We start from the raw sequence: 16,074 nt of genomic DNA, 5'->3' as shown, positions 1-16,074 counted from the left end.
TGGCACGGTTGCCAACGGCGTGAGATGGCCGTGGGTGGGAGATTCCCGGCGAAGCGTTATGGGGGCATTTTTCGCTTGCAATTGGCAAATTCGAAAACTATGTTCAACTGCAATTTTAAAGCTCTTGCGAAAGAAAGCGGTTTGACCCTGGTTGCCGCTGCGGTGCCGTGAGCACCTGAAACTTCGCTTGTCGTCACTCAAACCGAGAGTACCCATGCCCGGCGAAAACAACGATAAGCAGAAGCCGGCCGGCGGTAGCAGGGGAGGGCAGGAAAATCACGACTGGGCGTCAATCTTAAGCGAGGCCAAATCCGGCGATTCTGCAGCGCTTGACAAACTGTGCGGGTTCGTGCGCGAGTGTGCTCACGAATTCGTGCGGCGCGACCGTATGCCGTCCAGAGTCACGGCCGAGGATTTCGCGCAAGAGGTGGCGACCGCCTTCCTGAGCCAGGTGCACAACATACGGTATCTTCCCGGGTGGCTGGGGGCCGTTTGCGCGAGTTGCCGAGCGGCGTTCATGCGAAAGCGTTATCGCGAGGCCGTCGATTCGATCGAGGCCATGCTCGAAAAGCCCGGAACAGAAGTACCGGATTCTCTGCAGGCGGAGCCGGAGTCTTCACGCATCGAAGCCAGATTGGAGGTCGAATTGCTTATCCAGCGTCTGCAGCCGGAACAGCGCGTGGTGCTTGCCATGCGCCTGCTGGATGGCATGGAATATGATGAAATCGCGCGGCAGTTGAACAAATCCGTCGACACCGTTCGTTTGCTCTACTTTCGCGCAAAAAAAAATTTGGTTAGCCTGATGAATCCAAAACATGGGGAGGATCGTCACCATGGACTTGACGCACATCGAGCACAAAAGCGTTAGGCGAGCCCTGCGCCTGGACGAGCCTATTCCGGAAGCACTCCTGCAAAAAGCCCACCAGCATTTTCAGCATTGTCAAAGCTGCCAGCAGCTCATTCGCGAATCTTCTCAATTAAGAAAATTGGTCAGCCCTCACCTGCAGGCCACCCATCCCGACGCGGACGCAATCCTGCAATATCTCTCCGAGAAAAAACAGGCTGAACACAGTGGCGAGACCTTTACGCCGGAGGGCACCGCGCGCGAGGTGTTTGTTCATTTGCAGGAATGCAGCCTGTGCCGCAAACGCCTGTCCTACTACCGGCAAGCGAGTGACGCGGCTGAGCAAGTCGCCGTAGACGTGCTCAACCGGGCGCAACTTGAACCTCAACCGGCGCGACCGGCAGCTTCCCTTCGCCGCCTTTTCCCCCGCTGGGACGGCAAATCGCAACCCATGATCGCCTCCCTCCTGCTGGCAGCCTGTTTGTCCGTGTTCTATTTCGGCAGTCTTGGCGTGCGGCAAATTCGGCAATCACCGTTTGATCGGCTGGGTTCTCTCGAGAACGAGGATTTTGCCACTTTCGCCGAGCGCAGCGCCTCCGCCAGCGCGAAATCAGAAGCCGTGTGGTTCAGAGAAATCGAGCAAGACTTGATGGCACAGCACTTCCTGCAAGCGCAAGCCTCCGCGCAGGAGTTTATCGCGCAAAGAAATCCCACCGGATACTTGCTGCTGCGGGCGCGTTTCTATGATCTGTTTGCCAGCCTGAAACTCGCGCATCATTCTGCCTGGAATCCCCTGGTGCCCCGCTACGACACCGACACCGTTGCCGCTGCCCTCGCGCGGAGCGAGCCGGTTGTTGCACTGGCCGCCACCGACACGGCATTGAGCAGGATACAGACCTACTACCTGATGCATTACTATCTCGCCAAAGGGTATTTGATCCTGCATGATCCCGTCCGAGCGAGTGAGCATTTGTCGGCAACGGCAACGCATGACAATTATCGCAGGGAACGGGCAAAACAAATAAAGGATGAACTGGACCAAGTGTTGAATCTGGAGAGCAAATGAACCAAGCCCTGCTGCTCCGGCAGCCGCCAACTCTCCTGTTACTCCCGTTTTCGCACACTGCCGCATGAAGTGAAGCCACCCCCTTGCCCTGCCTCACAAGATTTGCTTTTGAATCCCGCCCTGGTTTTCGCTATATTGGGCAGCGCCAACGCAACCAACTGCGCCGGCGCAGTCTGCTTTCCCCCGAATCATGCACTGCAAGGAACCACCTGAATGGCTGTGCCTGCCCCGGAATCGCGCTTCGACCAATGGCTGCTCTTGCTCCAGACTTTTGCTCTGTTCGCCCTGGCTGCGTTCGTGAATTTTTCCATTGCCGGCGCCCATCTCAGTCTGGGATTGCTGACGCTCACTTTTCTCGTGCAGCTTGTCCGAACACGCGCGCACGGCAATTGGGCGGCACTCGCACTCGGTTTTGAATGGCCGCTGCTCGCCTTCACCCTCGCCTGCCTGATTGCCACGCTCCTCTCTCAGGCACCGTTCGAGAGTCTGCGCAACCTGCGGCATCTGCTCACCGTGCTGGGTGCTTACGGTGTCGCTTATGCCTTGCGCAATCATCCCCACTGGCGCAAACCGCTGCTCTGGACCTTTCTGGCGGTGGCAGCCGGAACCGCCGGCTACGGCCTGCTGCGTTTCCTGCTCGGTGCGCACGTCAAAGTCATGGGGACGCAATCGACCACCATGACGTGGGGCGCGCTCGCGACCATGTTTGCGTTGATCGCGACGCAAGTCGCCCTTGCCGCGCCGGCCAAACGCGAACGCGCGCTGGCGTTGCTCGCGCTGCTGCCGCAATTGCCGGCGCTGTTGTTCAGCATGGTGCGGGGCGCTTATGTGGGCTACGCGGCCGGCGTGTTCTACCTGCTTGCCCGGCAATGGCGGCGCGCCCTGCCCATTGCGGCAGTGGTGCTGGTGCTGGCCTTTCTATTTTCGCCCGCGGCGCTGCAGCAAAGAATACTGAGCATCTTTGATCCCAACGTCACCACCACGCAGGTGCGACTGGTGCAGTGGCAATACGCGCTGCAGATTTTCGCCGACCATCCGCTGTTCGGCGTGGGCTGGCGCGACCTGGCCGCGCTGACGCGCAGCTATGCGCCGCCCGGCACCAACATGAATGAAGGCATCGCCTTTGATGTCTTTCATATCGGCCATTATCACAGCACCTACTTCACGCTACTCGTCAGCGTGGGCGCGGTGGGATTGCTCGCTTTTGGCTGGTTGATGGTGCAGGTCTGGCGTCGCCTCGGCTGGGTGCTGGCTCAAGGAAACCCGGAGGCGAAACCTTTGATGCGCGGCGTGCGCGCGGCCATGATCGGCTTTCTGGTTTCCGGCCTTTTCGATTGGACTTTCGGAGACGCCGAGGTGGTCACCATGTTTTGGTTTCTCATCGGCTTTGGCCTGGGGCAGGTGGAGCCTGCTCACGCTTCGCCCTCCGGCAGTGAATCGGCCGCAGCATGAGCTTTCTGCGCAAGAGTTCGCTCACGCTGGCGAGCCGCATCGCCATCGTCCTCCTCGGCTTCCTCCTCTCTGCTTTAACCGCCCGCTTTCTGGGTCCGGAGGGCAAAGGTGCCTATGCCGTGCTGACGCTCATGCCCATGCTAGTGGCGCAAGTGTTCAGTCTCGGCCTCACTAATGCGAACATATTTCTGATCGGGCAGGCACGGGCGGAGCTGGGCCCGGCTGCTGAAAACGCGCTTGCCTTCTCGCTGGTCTCCGGCGCAGTGGCAATCGGGCTTTACTGGCTGCTGCGACCGTGGGCAGATGCGTTGCTGTTCAAAGGCATCGCGCCGCCGCTGACCGCGCTCGCGGCCTGGACTTTTCCGTTCTACATTCTGTTTTTGATCTTCAACTATCTCGCGCTGGCGGACGACGATATTCCCGGCTACAACCTGCCCAATCTCGGCCGACAAGTGCTCTTGCTGTTCGGTTTTCTGCTGTTGGCGTGGGCGCAAAGTCTGGAGGTGACCAACGCCATGCGGTGGTGGAGCGCGGTGAATGTGCTCGTGGCTCTGCAGACTTGTTGGCTGGTTTTTCGGCGCGCGCGCTTTGGCCTGGGCTGGCATCCCAAATTGTTTCGTGAGACGCTGCGTTACGGACTCAAGACCTACCTCGGCATCGTGCTCTATCTGCTGAGCTGGCGCCTCGATTTCATTCTCTGCAATTCCTTGCTCGACGCGGCAGCAGTGGGTTATTATTCGACTGCAGCGGCGGTGGCGGAAATGCTTTGGTTCGTGCCACAGACCCTGTCCGTGGTGCTGCTGCCGCAAGCCTCCCGGCTCTCCGAACTCGAGGCGCGACAGCTCACGTCGCGCGTTTGCCGTTTCACATTTTGGCTCTCGCTGCTGGCGGCGCTGCTGTTGGGTCTGCTGGCTCATCCCATCGTGACGCTGATTTTCGGACCGGCATTTGCGCCGGCGGTGCCGGCTCTGTGGCTACTGTTGCCGGGCGTCGTGATGTATGCAATCAGCAATCTGCTCACCAGCCATCTCGTCGGCCGCGGCCATCCCTGGGAAAACAACTATGCGTTGGCCCTGGCCTTTGTTTCGAATCTCGGCATCAATCTCTACGCGATCCCACGCTTCGGCATTCTGGGCGCAGCGCTGGCCAGCTCGCTCTCTTACAGTCTGGCTACGATCTATTTGCTGCGCGCCTATCAACGTCTGAGCGGCGCCTCGCTGCCGGAGATGATCGTGCCGCGGCGCGACGATCTTCACATCATCAAGAACCTCAGACTCTCACTAACACGAAATGATTGATCATGCTTCGACTCCGGCAGCAGTCTCCTCGGTTTACGACCAGGCGGTGCAAGAGGAAGGCTTCTCGGAAACCCATCGCTATCTGCTGCAACAGATACCGCCCAACTGCCGCGTGCTCGAGCTGGGACCGGCCTCCGGTTACATGACACGCGCCCTGGCTGAGCGCGGCTGCCAGGTCGATGCCATCGAGTTGAACGAGATGGATGCGCAGAAAGCCGCGCCCTTTTGCCACCGGCTCATCGTCGGCTCGGCGGAAGAGGAGGCCAGTTTCTCCTCCCTGCAGGGCCCCTATCAAGTCGCTTTGATGGCGGATATTTTGGAGCATCTGCGCCAGCCGGAGAAAACGCTGCAGCGTATCCGGCACCTGCTGGCGCCCGAGGGTCTGGCGCTGGTTTCGCTTCCCAACATCGTTTACTGGCGCATGCGCCTGGAATTTCTGCGCGGCCGGTTCGAGTACACGGACATGGGTACGCTCGATCGCACGCACCTCCGCTTTTTCACGTTGCACACCGCCGCCGCCATGTTCAAAGCTGCCGGATTCCGCGTCGAAAAGGTGGAGACGCCCACCCCACAAGAGGCGAGCTGGCGCACGCTCAAACAATGGCTGCGGGCGATCGCACCGTCCTTGTTTGCCTTTAATTTTGTTTTTCATTTGCGCTTGGCGGGCAGAGAAAGCCAAGCCTGACACGGAGAGAGCATTGGCGGGCACGCGCTGAGGCGGAGGGAATGCCCTCCTCCACAATGCAAAAGGCCAAACCAGGGTTGCCTGATTTGGCCTTGCGATTTCAAGAAGCGCCGGTCAGCCGAACCGCATCAATTCCGGCGGCGGCGCTGGAACCAACGTTCGCTGCCGCTGACTGCAGCGGAAAAACGGAAGATCTTCTCCTTGGTCAAACTCGCCGCCTCTGCGCCGCGCGCGCCGAATTCGAAGGCAAAATCGATACGGCTGAGGCCGCGATTGAACGGCAAGCCCAGGCCACCAGTCACGGTCCATTCCGACAGCTTTCGGAGATTATTGAGGCCGGCAGGTTCGCGATAGGGCAGGTCACTGCGGGTGAAACCGGCGCGATATTGCAGCCGCTTGAAGAAACCATCGAGCGGATCGCGGCTGGGCACGGCTTCCACACCCACGCCGATTTGATTGACGTTCACCCCCTGGGCGTCGAGCAGCTTGTCAGCATTGATCGAGCCCCATTGCTGCCGCCGCCATTGCGCGGCCAGCAGCCAGTGTTGATTGGGGTGATAGCCCATGCCGGCGCCGAACCACGCCGGCAACTCGATATCGCGCGAAAACAAAATGAGCCTGTCATCGAATTCGGGATAATGGCTGATTTCACTGCTGAGCTGCACCGGCAGACTGAACGCCGCTCCCACTTCCCAATTGCCCACCTGAGTCTGCGCGCCGCCATGCACGCCGAATCCGCGCAACTTGATCGAGATTGCATCTTTGGTGTCGCGATACAGCGCATTGTCGTAACGCACCTCCCACGTCCGCTCGATCAAACCGAAATAGAAATCACTGGCCACGCCCAGGCGTACACGTCCGATGGTTCCGCTCAGCGCAATGTAGATATTGTCCAGCCCGCCTGATCCCACCAGCGATTCGTCATATTGCGTCGAATCCGTGGCGCCCTTGCCGCTGAAGGAATACTCGACCCGGCTATAGGGCTGCAGACCAAAGGCGAGGGTGTAGCCGCGTTTGAGCGGCAGCAACAGGCCGACACTGCTGACATTGGCGTCTTGAAAGCTCAGGTTGTTGCCCTGGCTGGAAAAGCTCGTACGATCGTAAAGAAAACCGCCTTGAATGTGCGTGGTGGTCACGCTGGCCATGTTCGCGGGATTCAAAAAATAGATCGACACACTGTCCGCGATTGCCAGACTCACGCCTCCCATGCTGACGGCTTTCGCATCGTCCCGGTAGCGGATCAAGCCGAGGCCGCGGCGCGAATAAATCGACTGGGCGGCGAGCAACTCGGGCAATACCGCCAAGAGCATCATCAAGAGCAGAACACGATTGCGGGCACGCTTCATCATGGTGACAAAAATAGAAGTTGGTTAACTGCCGAGGGCTGGTGAATGCCGGAGAACAACCGGGCAACTCATCGTCCTGCCGGCGGCAAAGTGTAGTGAACCAGCAAGCGGGGCGCGCGCGCCAGATCCGTCTCGCGCGAGTAGAAGGCAATGCGGCTGCGATCGAGCAGGGTGCCGGAGGCACGCACCGCCAGCCCGTAGAATTGCGAGTTGTTGATTGCGTATTGTACCAAGTCCGTGATCACCGATTCCACCTGCCGGCTGGCTGCCGTCACGGTGAACCGGCGAAAAGGGCCGAGCGTGTCGGCCAGCGCTTTGACAGGATCCGGTTGTTGATCGGTGAGCAGCAGCAATTCCAGGTTCACCGGGCCGTGCGCAAACTGGGAAAGCGTCGTGTCGATCTGGGCGCGAAACACCGCGCGGCTGATGGTGGCACCCTTGGGAATCGAATCCAAATCGAAAAACAACGAGGCTTGATACTTCTCATTCTTGCCGACATAGTGGCCGACGTAAACCGGCCCCGGGAGGAGCTCCGCGCCGGGGAGGCGACGCGCCACAAAGGCTGCGTGCGTGGCGGTCTGGTTCACGGACGCCGGCGTGTTGCTCACTTCGAGCTGCATGGTGAATTTGCTGATCTCCATGCCCACGCCCACCGGCAGCACATCGAGCAACAAGCCGTAGTTGGGCAGGGCCTTGCGGCGCCAGGCGTTGACTACGCTGGTGTCCAGCGTGAAGGAGTATAAAGTTGCGCCGCGGGATCCCAAACTGGTGCTCAACGGCTGGGGATCATACTGGCCGGAGGCCATGTCTTCCCACTGCACGGTCGCCGGGTCCCAGGCAGCCCGCACCACGTGCGCCTGCAGGAGCGCGTAGGTGGTGTTGATATCGTTGGCTGTGCGCGAGACGGTCACGTTGAGCACTGCTTTGGTGATCGGATTCTTCAGCGCGATCAAGCTGTCGAATCGCACGAGCGCATGGCTTTCAATCTCATCGAGATTGGCGGCGAGCACGTAACCGGCGGCAATCGGAATGGTGCGCGCGGCGGAACTGTCGAGTGTGGCCGCCACCGGTCCCAGTTGCAGCGCGGCCTGGCCACGCTGTCCGGGCAGCAGCAGGTCGGAATCAATGGCGAGCGGGGAGTCGTTGGTGCAAGCCGAGGTGGCCAAAGCCAGCGCGATCGGCAACCACTTTCTCATCTTGGGCTGAAAACTCATATGTGGCACTCAGGAGTGAAGGAAGGTCTCATACAAAGTCCGGTGTGAGGCATGGCGCGTGAAAACCACGCGGCCTTTCTTGACAACCGTGCAGGCCAGATTGACGCCGAAGTGATAGGGAATCTCGTTTATCGAATCCGCTTCCCACAAAACCGCATCGGCCTGCTTGCCAACTTCAAGGGAGCCGATTTGGTTCCCCTGCGCGATGGCATGGGCCGCGTGCAGCGTCGCGGCCACCAGCGCTTCTGCCGGCGTCAGGCGAAGAGCAAGGCACGCGAGCGTCATGATCATCGGCAAGCTTTCGGTCATGCACGAGCCGGGATTGAAGTCGGTCGAGATCGCCACCGGCAGACCCGCGGCGATCATTGCGCGGGCATCGGCGTACTTCTTCGCACCCAGGAAAAAATCCGCCCCGGGCAGAAGCACGGGCACGACGCCGGCTTGGCGCAGCGGCTCATGCAACTCCGCCGGCGTATGTTCGAGATGATCGGCGGAAACTGCGCCGGTGGCAATCGCCACACGCGCACCGCCGCTTTCGGTCAACTGATCGGCGTGAATCTTCGGACGCAAACCGTGCGCAACCGCCGCCTGCAGCACCTGGCGGGCCTCGACCTCATTGAACACATGGCTCTCACAGAATACGTCGGCGAAACGCGCCAGCGCCTGCGCTGCGACCGCGGGCATCATCTCGTGAATGATCAAGTCCACGTACTGGCCGCGCTGGCTGCGGTATTCGTCCGGCACTTCGTGCGCGCCGAGAAAAGTCGGCACGATCTCCACCGGATGTTTGGCGGCGGCGCGCTGCAGCACCCGCAACGACAACAACTCATGTTCCAGGCTCAGGCCGTAACCGCTCTTCGCTTCGATGGTGGTGGTGCCGTGTTCCAGAAAAACATCGAGGCGGTGCAGCACGCGCTGCAGCAAATCTTCTTCGGTGGCGGCGCGCAAATCACGCACGCTGTAGCGAATGCCGCCGCCCGCCGCCGCGATTTGCTGATAAGTGGCGCCTTGCGTGCGTTGCACGAATTCATGCGCGCGGTGATTGAAAAAGACCGGATGGGTGTGGCAATCGACCAGACCGGGCGTCAACAGCCGGCCCTCGGCATCCAGCTCGTCGCAGGCGGGCAAATCCTGCAGCACGGCTTCCTCTTCGCCGATGCGCTCGATGCGCCGATTCTCACAATAAAGCGCGGCGGGAAAAATTTCGCGCACCGTCCAATCCGGGGTCTCGCCCTCGGCGGTGATCGGCGTGGCGAGACGGGCATTGTGAATAAGAAGTGCCGTCATGAAGGCAGCATTGGAATCTTGACGTCGCGTTGGCGCGCCACCTGCTGGGCCAGCTCGTAGCCGGCGTCCGCGTGGCGCGCCACGCCGATGCCCGGGTCATTGGTCAGCACGCGCTCGAGGCGGCGCGCCGCTTCGGGCGTGCCGTCGGCGACGATGACTTGTCCGGCGTGAATCGAATAACCGATGCCCACCCCGCCGCCGTGATGCACCGAAACCCAGGAGGCGCCGGAAGCGGTGTTAAGCAGGGCGTTGAGAATCGGCCAGTCGGCGATGGCATCCGAGCCGTCGCGCATCGCTTCGGTTTCGCGATTGGGCGAGGCCACTGAGCCACAATCAAGATGGTCGCGGCCGATTACGACCGGTGCTTTGATTTTGCCGGCAGCGACCAGCTCGTTGAGCGCCAGGCCAAAACGGGCGCGTTCGCCGAGGCCGAGCCAGCAAATGCGCGCCGGCAATCCCTGAAAGGCCACACGCGCGCGCGCCATCTCAATCCACCGGCGCAGCGCCTGATTGGCGGGAAACAACTGCAGCACCAACTCATCCGTCACCGCGATGTCCTGCGGATCGCCTGACAGCGCGGCCCAGCGGAACGGGCCTTTGCCTTCACAAAAGAGCGGCCGCACGTAGGCGGGCACAAAGCCGGGAAAGTCGAAGGCATTGCTCACGCCGGCACGGTGCGCTTGCGCGCGGAGATTGTTGCCATAATCGAACGTGACGGCGCCGCGCTTTTGCAGTTCCAGCATGGCGCGCACATGCACCGCCATCGAGGCGTAGGCGCGTTTGATATATTCTGCGGGATGGCTGGCGCGCAAGGCCAACGCTTCGGCATAGGGAATGCCGTGCGGCACATAGCCGTTCAACTCGTCATGCGCGGAGGTTTGATCGGTGAGGATATCGGGCACGAGATCGCGGCGCACCAGCTCCGGCAAAACCTCGGCGCAGTTGCCCACCAGGCCGACGGAAAGCGGCTGCTTGTTCTTCTGCGCAGCGTGCAACATGGCCAGCGCCTCATCGAGATTCTCGGCGAGCCGGTCGCAGTAGCGCTGCTGAATCCGGCGTTCCACGCGCTGGCGGTCGACCTCGACCACCAGGCAGGCGGCGCCGTTCATGGTGGCGGCCAGCGGTTGCGCGCCGCCCATGCCGCCCATGCCGCCGGTGACCACCAGCCGTCCGGCAAGCGAGCCGCCGAAATGTTTGGCCGCGGCCGCGGCAAATGTTTCGTAGGTTCCCTGCAAAATGCCCTGGGTGCCGATGTAGATCCAGCTTCCGGCGGTCATCTGGCCGTACATGATCAGGCCGCGATCTTCCAGCTCGCGAAAGTAGGCGGCATTGGCCCACGCCGGCACCAGCAGCGAGTTGGCGATCAACACGCGCGGCGCCTCCGCATGCGTGCGAAACACGCCCACCGGCTTGCCGGATTGCACCAGCAGGGTTTCATCGGACTCCAGCGCGCGCAGGCAGCGCACAATGGCGTCGAAGCATTCCCAGTTGCGCGCCGCCTTGCCGCGGCCGCCGTAAACCACCAACGCTTCCGGAATCTCAGCGACCTCGGGATCGAGATTGTTCATCAACATGCGCAATGCCGCTTCCTGCACCCAGCCCTTGCAGGAAAGGGTGGTGCCGCGCGGCGCCCGAATCTGACGTGCTGTGGCGGTGGCCATTTCACCTCTCCGGACCGAAATCGTCGGAAACGAAAACGCCAGGTGTGACCTTACCGAATGGGCAACGGCGAGGTTCAGCCTGGCGCGGGCAGGTTGTCATGCGAGTATCATGAAAGAGATGTGAGGAATTCACTCTTCTTTTTCGGGGCGTTCCGCCTTGGCTTGGCGCTCGGCTTCGGCTTTCACTTCTTCCTTCTTGCGTTTCTTGCGCTCCGCGCGCTTTTCGGCCGCGGCCTGCTGTTTTTCGAGCTGCACGCCTTCATAACCCACCAATTCGAGAATCGAAAGCTCCGCACCGTCACCCTGGCGGCGGCCGATCTTCAGCACGCGAGTGTAGCCGCCGTTGCGAGTGGCGTACTTCGGCGCGATGTCATCGAACAGGCTCTTGACGATGTCACGCCGGCGCAGTTCGTTGAAAACCAGGCGCCGGGCTGCCACGGTGTTCTTCTTGGCATGCGTAATCATGCGATCCACCACGCGGCGCACTTCCTTGGCCTTGGCAGTGGTGGTGCGCACGTGCTTGTGTTCGAAGACCGAGCTGACCAGGTTAGAAAGCATGGCCTTGCGGTGGCTGGAAGTCCGTCCCAGTTTTTTGAGGTCTTTTCGATGTCGCATAGTTTTCCCTGTGTCTATTCGCTGTCCGCGCGCAGGTAGCGGTCCACGTCCATGCCGAAATGCAGGCCCTTCTCTTCGAGGATTTGGGTAAGCTCCTGCAGCGATTTGCGCCCGAAGTTTCTGAACTTCAACATCTCCTGCTCGTCGCGGCGCACGAGATCGCCGATGGTCTTGATGTTCGCGGCCATCAGGCAGTTGTAGGAGCGCACCGACAGCTCCAGTTCGTCCACCGGCATCTTGAGCAGCTTGCGAACCTTCAATGATTCTTCATCGACTTCAGAAGGCTCTTCGTCCTCCGGCTCGATGTCGAAATTGATGAACAGGTTGACGTGATCGCGCAGAATCTTGCCGGCGTAGGTCAGGCTGTCATCCGGGGTGATGCTGCCGTCGGTGGTGATTTCGAGAATCAACTTCTCATAGTCAATGCGCTGCTGCACGCGCGTGTTTTCCACGCGGTAGCTGACATTCTTGATGGGCGTATAAATCGCATCGATCGGAATCGCGCCGATGGGCTGATCCGGCATCTTGTTCTCTTCCGCGGGAACATAGCCGTGCCCCCGCCCGATGCGCAGCTCCATCCGCACATTGGCGCCCTTGTTCAGGGTGGCGATGTGATGATCGGGATTGAGAATCTCGAAATCGGTGGTGCCGTTTTGAATGTCGCCGGCGGTGAATTCCTTGGGGCCGTTCAGTTCCAGCATCACCCGGTCCGGCTTCTTGTTGATGAGCTTGAAGCGGACTTCCTTCAGGTTGAGGATGATCTGGGTGACATCTTCCACCACACCGGGGATCGAGGAAAATTCATGCAACACGCCGTCGATCTTGACCATGGTGATCGCAGCGCCCGGCAGGGAGGAAAGCAGAACCCGGCGCAAGGCATTGCCGATCGTCGTTCCAAACCCGCGTTCCAGGGGCTGCACGATAAATCTGCCGAACGTGCTGGAATAGCTTGATTCCTCAAGCACGACGCCTTCAGGCATTTGTAGATACGGCCAATTCATGTTTGGAGATCTCCGCTTTTATGTGAACTCTCGACTGTCCGGCCTTGTCGTGATCGCGTCGGCAGCAGGGCTGCCGCTTGCGGGGGGGCGGCCGGCTTCACTCTGGCGGCCCTCCGGGCCGTCACCCGCAGATGAAAGTTCACCTTACTTCGAGTACAATTCAACGATGAGGCCTTCGTTCACTTCCGTCGGAATATCCGCGCGCGCCGGAATCTCGAGCACGGTGCCGGTGAGGTTGGCCTTGTTCAGGTCCAACCACGGCAGGGCTTTGCCTTCCCGCATTTTGCGCATGGAAGCGTGGATGATTTCCAGCTTCCGGCTTTTCTCGCGCACTTTGATGACATCGCCGCTCTTCACCAGATAGGAGGGGACGTCGACCAGGCGGTCATTCACCATGAAATGGCGGTGCCGCACCAACTGCCGGGCGGCATTGCGCGAAGGCGCGAACCCCAGACGGTAAACGATGTTGTCGAGCCGGCGTTCAAGCAAGCGCAGCAAGTTCTCGCCGGTGACGCCCTTCACGCGCAGCGCCTTCTTGTAAGTGTTGTGGAATTGCCGCTCCAGCAGGCCATAGATGCGGCGCATCTTCTGCTTCTCGCGCAACTGCAGGCCGTATTCCGAGACCTTGAAGCGCCGGTTCTTGCCGTGCTGCCCGGGCGGGAAGTTGCGTTTCTCGATCGGGCACTTCGGCGAAGTGCATTTGGCGCCTTTAAGGAAGAGCTTCTTCTCTTCCCGCCGGCAGAGCTTGCAAACGGGACCGATATATCTTGCCATAGACTTTCTATTCCTCCAACGGACGATTAAACGCGACGACGCTTCGGGGGACGACAACCATTGTGCGGAATCGGGGTCACGTCTTTGATCGCGGAGATTTCCAGCCCCGCGGCTTGCAGCGACCGCACCGCCGCCTCCCGGCCCGAGCCGGGGCCCTTCACCAGCACTTCCACCCGGCGCAGCCCCAGGTCCATCGCCGCGCGGGCGGCATTTTCCGCAGCCACCTGCGCCGCGAACGGCGTGCTCTTGCGCGACCCTTTGAACCCGACCTTGCCGGCCGAAGCCCACGAGATGATGTTGCCGTAAATGTCCGTCAACGACACGATGGTGTTGTTGAAGGTCGCCTGAATGTGCGCCAAGCCGTTGGCATCGACTTTTTCTTTCTTCTTGGTGCGCTTTTTCTTTGGATTAGCCAACCTGAAATCTCCTTCAAAAGATGGTCATAAAATCCCGAGGGAAGAGATCGAATCCAATCACTTCTTGGCGGACGACTTGGCCGCCGACGCCGACTTGCCGCCCACCATCCGGCGGCGACCGCGGCGCGTGCGCGCGTTGGTGTGGGTGCGCTGGCCGCGCACCGGCAGCCCGCGACGATGGCGCAAGCCGCGATAACAGCCGATATCCATCAACCGCTTGATGTTCATCGAGATTTCCGCGCGCAGCGCGCCTTCCACCTTGTAGTTGGCGCCAATCGCGGAGCGGATCTTGGCAACGTCGTCGGTCGACAAGTCCTTCACGCGAAGCGCGGGATCCACGCCCGCCTCGGCAATGATCGCGCGCGCGTTGCTGCGCCCGATGCCGAAGATGTAAGTCAATGCGATATCGACTCGCTTGTCACGAGGTAAATCAACGCCCGCAATTCGAGCCACCGTGTGCCTCCATTCAAACAGATTTATGCAAGCCGGTTCGACGCCTCAGGCAAATGCCGGCACGCTGCCACGAGCCGCATTGCCCGAGTGGCCTCATCCCTGGCGCTGCTTGTGTTTGGGATTGGCGGGGCAGATCACCAGGATCTTGCCCTTGCGCCGAATGATTTTGCACTTCTCACAAATTTTCTTTATCGAGGAACGAACCTTCATCGTCGTATCTCCCTTGTGCTGGCCTGCCGGGCTGTGCGCCGCGCGCCTTATTTATAGCGATACGTAATCCGCCCGCGCGAAAGATCATACGGCGAAAGCTCAACTGTCACTTTGTCGCCGGGCAGAATCTTGATAAAATGCATCCGCATCTTGCCGGAGATGTGCGCCAGCACTTTGTGGCCGTTCTCCAGCTCCACGCGGAAGGAGGCATTGGGCAATGTCTCAATGATGGTGCCGTCGACCTTGATCCCTTCTTCTTTGGGCATAAAACTACAACCCCTTGGTTAGAATTTCCGCCTCGCCGTCACGCACCACCACCGTGTGCTCGAAATGCGCAGAGGGCTGTCCGTCCTTGGTGATCACGGTCCAGCCGTCGGCAGTGGTCTTGACGTCGGCCGCGCCGGCATTGACCATCGGCTCGATCGCGAAGACCATGCCCTCCTTCAGCCGCGGCCCGCGATTTGGGCTGCCGTAATTGGGAATCTGCGGGTCCTCATGCAGCTTGCGGCCAACGCCATGGCCGACGAGATCGCGCACCACCGAAAACCCGGCGCTCTCGACGTGCACCTGAATCGCGTGCGAAATATCGGAGAGCCGGCTGCCCACGATCGCCCGGGCAATCCCGCGGTGGAGCGCCTCCTGAGTGATGCGCATCAGCCGTGCGCGCCTTTCTTCCACCTGCCCGATGGCATAGGTCTTGGCCGCGTCTCCGAAGAAACCTTCGTACTCGATGCCGACGTCGATGCTGACAATCTCGCCGTTGCGCAGCTTGCGGTGCTTGCTGGGAATGCCGTGCACGACTTCGCCCTCCACTGAGATGCAACTGCTGGCCGGAAAAGGCGAGACGTTCTTGCCGATTTTGTATCCTTTGAAGGCCGGCCGGCCACCGTGTTCGCGAATATGGGCCTCGATGATGTGATCAAGCTCGAACGTCGTCATCCCGGCGCAAATCACCTGTTCGACCTTCTGAAATGTCTCAACCGTCAGCCGGCAGCTTTCCCGGATGCGCGCGATTTCTCTTTCACTCTTGATGTGAATCATGCCCGCTGTTTCGCTGATCCGACGCCCGCCAGCTCGCGGAGCCGTTTTACGATATCGGAATGCACCTTGGGAATGCTCAAGCTGCCGTCGATTTGCAGCAGCTTTCCCTGCGCCCCGTAGTAGTCTTTCAACGGCCGCGTCGACTCTTCATAGACATCCATGCGATGCAAAACCGTCTCCGGCTTGTCATCCGAGCGCTGATAGATCTGCCCGCTGCAGTTGTCACAGCGGTTGGAGGGCGGCGGCGGATCGGTGGCCAGGTTGAAAAGCTTGCCGCACTGCTCGCACACGCGCCGGCTGGTCAGGCGCTCGATGACTTTCTTCTTTTCGATCTCCAAACTGATGACGGCGGTCAATTGCTTCTTGTAATCGAGAAAGACGTGATCCAACTCCCGCGCCTGGTTGAGGGTGCGGGGAAAACCGTCGAGGATGTAACCCGTCGCCGAGTCCGGCTCAGTGAGGCGCTGCAACACCAGCCCGATCATCACCCGATCCGGCACCAGCTCACCCCGGTCCATGAACTGCTTGGCCTGCAGTCCGAGCTGGGTCCTGGCCTGCACGGACGCCCGCAAAATATCACCCGTCGAAATCTTGGGTATTTGATAAAGCTCGCTCAACAGGGTGGCCTGGGTACCCTTTCCAGATCCGGGATATCCGAGGAAAACGAGCTCCATAAGATCTAATTCTCCGCGATGAAGGATGATGGACCCA

18 protein-coding genes are annotated in these 16,074 nt (G+C 60.3%); 5 read left to right on the top strand and 13 right to left on the bottom strand.

Annotated features, from left to right (window positions below):
• Positions 1-214: 214 nt before the first annotated feature.
• The 5 genes from L6R21_09545 (at position 215) to L6R21_09525 (ending at position 5,345) form a co-directional block, all read left to right on the top strand.
• Positions 215-868, top strand: coding sequence for a sigma-70 family RNA polymerase sigma factor (locus tag L6R21_09545; protein MCK6559430.1), 654 nt, complete (start codon positions 215-217; stop codon positions 866-868).
• Complete coding sequence (locus L6R21_09540) at positions 834-1,910, top strand: hypothetical protein (protein ID MCK6559429.1); 1,077 nt, start codon at positions 834-836, stop codon at positions 1,908-1,910. Before L6R21_09545 ends, L6R21_09540 begins: the two co-directional genes overlap by 35 nt.
• A gap of 213 nt (positions 1,911-2,123) precedes the next feature.
• The gene (locus tag L6R21_09535; GenBank protein MCK6559428.1) at positions 2,124-3,362 is read left to right on the top strand and encodes an O-antigen ligase family protein; all 1,239 of its coding nucleotides are present in this window, start codon (positions 2,124-2,126) and stop codon (positions 3,360-3,362) included.
• Positions 3,359-4,660 carry a polysaccharide biosynthesis C-terminal domain-containing protein gene (locus L6R21_09530; GenBank protein ID MCK6559427.1) on the top strand — a complete coding sequence of 434 codons (1,302 nt, stop codon included), beginning with the start codon at positions 3,359-3,361 and terminating at the stop codon, positions 4,658-4,660. The genes L6R21_09535 and L6R21_09530 overlap by 4 nt, the downstream gene beginning before the upstream one ends.
• On the top strand, positions 4,653-5,345 hold the full coding sequence (locus tag L6R21_09525; protein MCK6559426.1) for a class I SAM-dependent methyltransferase: 693 nt from the start codon (positions 4,653-4,655) through the stop codon (positions 5,343-5,345). Before L6R21_09530 ends, L6R21_09525 begins: the two co-directional genes overlap by 8 nt.
• Before the next feature lie 128 nt (positions 5,346-5,473).
• On the opposite strand, the gene L6R21_09520 is transcribed toward L6R21_09525, so the two are convergent.
• The 13 genes from L6R21_09520 to L6R21_09460 all read right to left on the bottom strand — a co-directional run bounded on the left by L6R21_09520 (position 5,474) and on the right by L6R21_09460 (position 16,037).
• A complete protein-coding gene (locus L6R21_09520) occupies positions 5,474-6,694 on the bottom strand; it encodes a hypothetical protein (GenBank protein ID MCK6559425.1) in 1,221 nt (406 codons plus the stop codon).
• Between the two features lie 65 nt (positions 6,695-6,759).
• Entirely contained in the window at positions 6,760-7,887 is a 1,128-nt protein-coding gene (locus tag L6R21_09515) for a DNRLRE domain-containing protein (protein ID MCK6559424.1), read from the bottom strand.
• Positions 7,888-7,914: 27 nt separating this feature from the next.
• On the bottom strand, positions 7,915-9,192 hold the full coding sequence (gene hutI, locus L6R21_09510; GenBank protein MCK6559423.1) for an imidazolonepropionase: 1,278 nt from the start codon (positions 9,190-9,192) through the stop codon (positions 7,915-7,917).
• Positions 9,189-10,853, bottom strand: coding sequence for a urocanate hydratase (gene hutU, locus L6R21_09505; GenBank protein MCK6559422.1), 1,665 nt, complete (start codon positions 10,851-10,853; stop codon positions 9,189-9,191). The genes hutI and hutU overlap by 4 nt, the downstream gene beginning before the upstream one ends.
• A 129-nt stretch (positions 10,854-10,982) precedes the next feature.
• Entirely contained in the window at positions 10,983-11,468 is a 486-nt protein-coding gene (rplQ, locus tag L6R21_09500; protein MCK6559421.1) for a 50S ribosomal protein L17, read from the bottom strand.
• A 14-nt stretch (positions 11,469-11,482) separates the two neighbouring features.
• The gene (locus L6R21_09495; GenBank protein MCK6559420.1) at positions 11,483-12,448 is read right to left on the bottom strand and encodes a DNA-directed RNA polymerase subunit alpha; all 966 of its coding nucleotides are present in this window, start codon (positions 12,446-12,448) and stop codon (positions 11,483-11,485) included.
• Between the two features lie 165 nt (positions 12,449-12,613).
• Positions 12,614-13,243 (bottom strand): 30S ribosomal protein S4, encoded by a 630-nt coding sequence (gene rpsD / locus L6R21_09490; protein MCK6559419.1) that lies wholly within the window; start codon positions 13,241-13,243, stop codon positions 12,614-12,616.
• Between the two features lie 26 nt (positions 13,244-13,269).
• A complete protein-coding gene (rpsK, locus tag L6R21_09485; GenBank protein ID MCK6559418.1) occupies positions 13,270-13,659 on the bottom strand; it encodes a 30S ribosomal protein S11 in 390 nt (129 codons plus the stop codon).
• Between the two features lie 57 nt (positions 13,660-13,716).
• Positions 13,717-14,112: a 30S ribosomal protein S13 gene (gene rpsM / locus L6R21_09480; GenBank protein MCK6559417.1), complete on the bottom strand. Its 396-nt coding sequence runs from the start codon at positions 14,110-14,112 to the stop codon at positions 13,717-13,719.
• A 93-nt stretch (positions 14,113-14,205) separates the two neighbouring features.
• Positions 14,206-14,322, bottom strand: a complete 117-nt coding sequence (gene rpmJ, locus L6R21_09475; protein MCK6559416.1) for a 50S ribosomal protein L36 — start codon at positions 14,320-14,322, stop codon at positions 14,206-14,208.
• 47 nt (positions 14,323-14,369) lie between these two features.
• A complete protein-coding gene (infA, locus tag L6R21_09470) occupies positions 14,370-14,588 on the bottom strand; it encodes a translation initiation factor IF-1 (protein ID MCK6559415.1) in 219 nt (72 codons plus the stop codon).
• Between the two features lie 4 nt (positions 14,589-14,592).
• A complete protein-coding gene (gene map / locus L6R21_09465) occupies positions 14,593-15,363 on the bottom strand; it encodes a type I methionyl aminopeptidase (protein ID MCK6559414.1) in 771 nt (256 codons plus the stop codon).
• Complete coding sequence (locus tag L6R21_09460; GenBank protein ID MCK6559413.1) at positions 15,360-16,037, bottom strand: adenylate kinase; 678 nt, start codon at positions 16,035-16,037, stop codon at positions 15,360-15,362. The genes map and L6R21_09460 overlap by 4 nt, the downstream gene beginning before the upstream one ends.
• Positions 16,038-16,074 lie beyond the last annotated feature (37 nt).

Source organism: bacterium, from assembly GCA_023150945.1.
Lineage (GTDB): Bacteria > Zhuqueibacterota > Zhuqueibacteria > Zhuqueibacterales > Zhuqueibacteraceae > Coneutiohabitans.
The sequence above is the reverse complement of the archived record's forward strand: the minus strand, read 5'-3'. Positions and strand labels throughout refer to the sequence as shown.

What these genes read in the sequence shown, in the direction of transcription:
- L6R21_09545 (MCK6559430.1), top strand. Translation starts at nt 215, where the DNA reads ATGCCCGGCGAAAACAACGATAAGCAGAAGCCGGCCGGCGGTAGCAGG.
- L6R21_09540 (MCK6559429.1), top strand. Translation starts at nt 834, where the DNA reads ATGGACTTGACGCACATCGAGCACAAAAGCGTTAGGCGAGCCCTGCGC.
- L6R21_09535 (MCK6559428.1), top strand. Translation starts at nt 2,124, where the DNA reads ATGGCTGTGCCTGCCCCGGAATCGCGCTTCGACCAATGGCTGCTCTTG.
- L6R21_09530 (MCK6559427.1), top strand. Translation starts at nt 3,359, where the DNA reads ATGAGCTTTCTGCGCAAGAGTTCGCTCACGCTGGCGAGCCGCATCGCC.
- L6R21_09525 (MCK6559426.1), top strand. Translation starts at nt 4,653, where the DNA reads ATGATTGATCATGCTTCGACTCCGGCAGCAGTCTCCTCGGTTTACGAC.
- L6R21_09520 (MCK6559425.1), bottom strand. Translation starts at nt 6,694, where the DNA reads ATGATGAAGCGTGCCCGCAATCGTGTTCTGCTCTTGATGATGCTCTTG.
- L6R21_09515 (MCK6559424.1), bottom strand. Translation starts at nt 7,887, where the DNA reads ATGAGAAAGTGGTTGCCGATCGCGCTGGCTTTGGCCACCTCGGCTTGC.
- hutI (MCK6559423.1), bottom strand. Translation starts at nt 9,192, where the DNA reads ATGACGGCACTTCTTATTCACAATGCCCGTCTCGCCACGCCGATCACC.
- hutU (MCK6559422.1), bottom strand. Translation starts at nt 10,853, where the DNA reads ATGGCCACCGCCACAGCACGTCAGATTCGGGCGCCGCGCGGCACCACC.
- rplQ (MCK6559421.1), bottom strand. Translation starts at nt 11,468, where the DNA reads ATGCGACATCGAAAAGACCTCAAAAAACTGGGACGGACTTCCAGCCAC.
- L6R21_09495 (MCK6559420.1), bottom strand. Translation starts at nt 12,448, where the DNA reads ATGCCTGAAGGCGTCGTGCTTGAGGAATCAAGCTATTCCAGCACGTTC.
- rpsD (MCK6559419.1), bottom strand. Translation starts at nt 13,243, where the DNA reads ATGGCAAGATATATCGGTCCCGTTTGCAAGCTCTGCCGGCGGGAAGAG.
- rpmJ (MCK6559416.1), bottom strand. Translation starts at nt 14,322, where the DNA reads ATGAAGGTTCGTTCCTCGATAAAGAAAATTTGTGAGAAGTGCAAAATC.
- infA (MCK6559415.1), bottom strand. Translation starts at nt 14,588, where the DNA reads ATGCCCAAAGAAGAAGGGATCAAGGTCGACGGCACCATCATTGAGACA.
- map (MCK6559414.1), bottom strand. Translation starts at nt 15,363, where the DNA reads ATGATTCACATCAAGAGTGAAAGAGAAATCGCGCGCATCCGGGAAAGC.
- L6R21_09460 (MCK6559413.1), bottom strand. Translation starts at nt 16,037, where the DNA reads ATGGAGCTCGTTTTCCTCGGATATCCCGGATCTGGAAAGGGTACCCAG.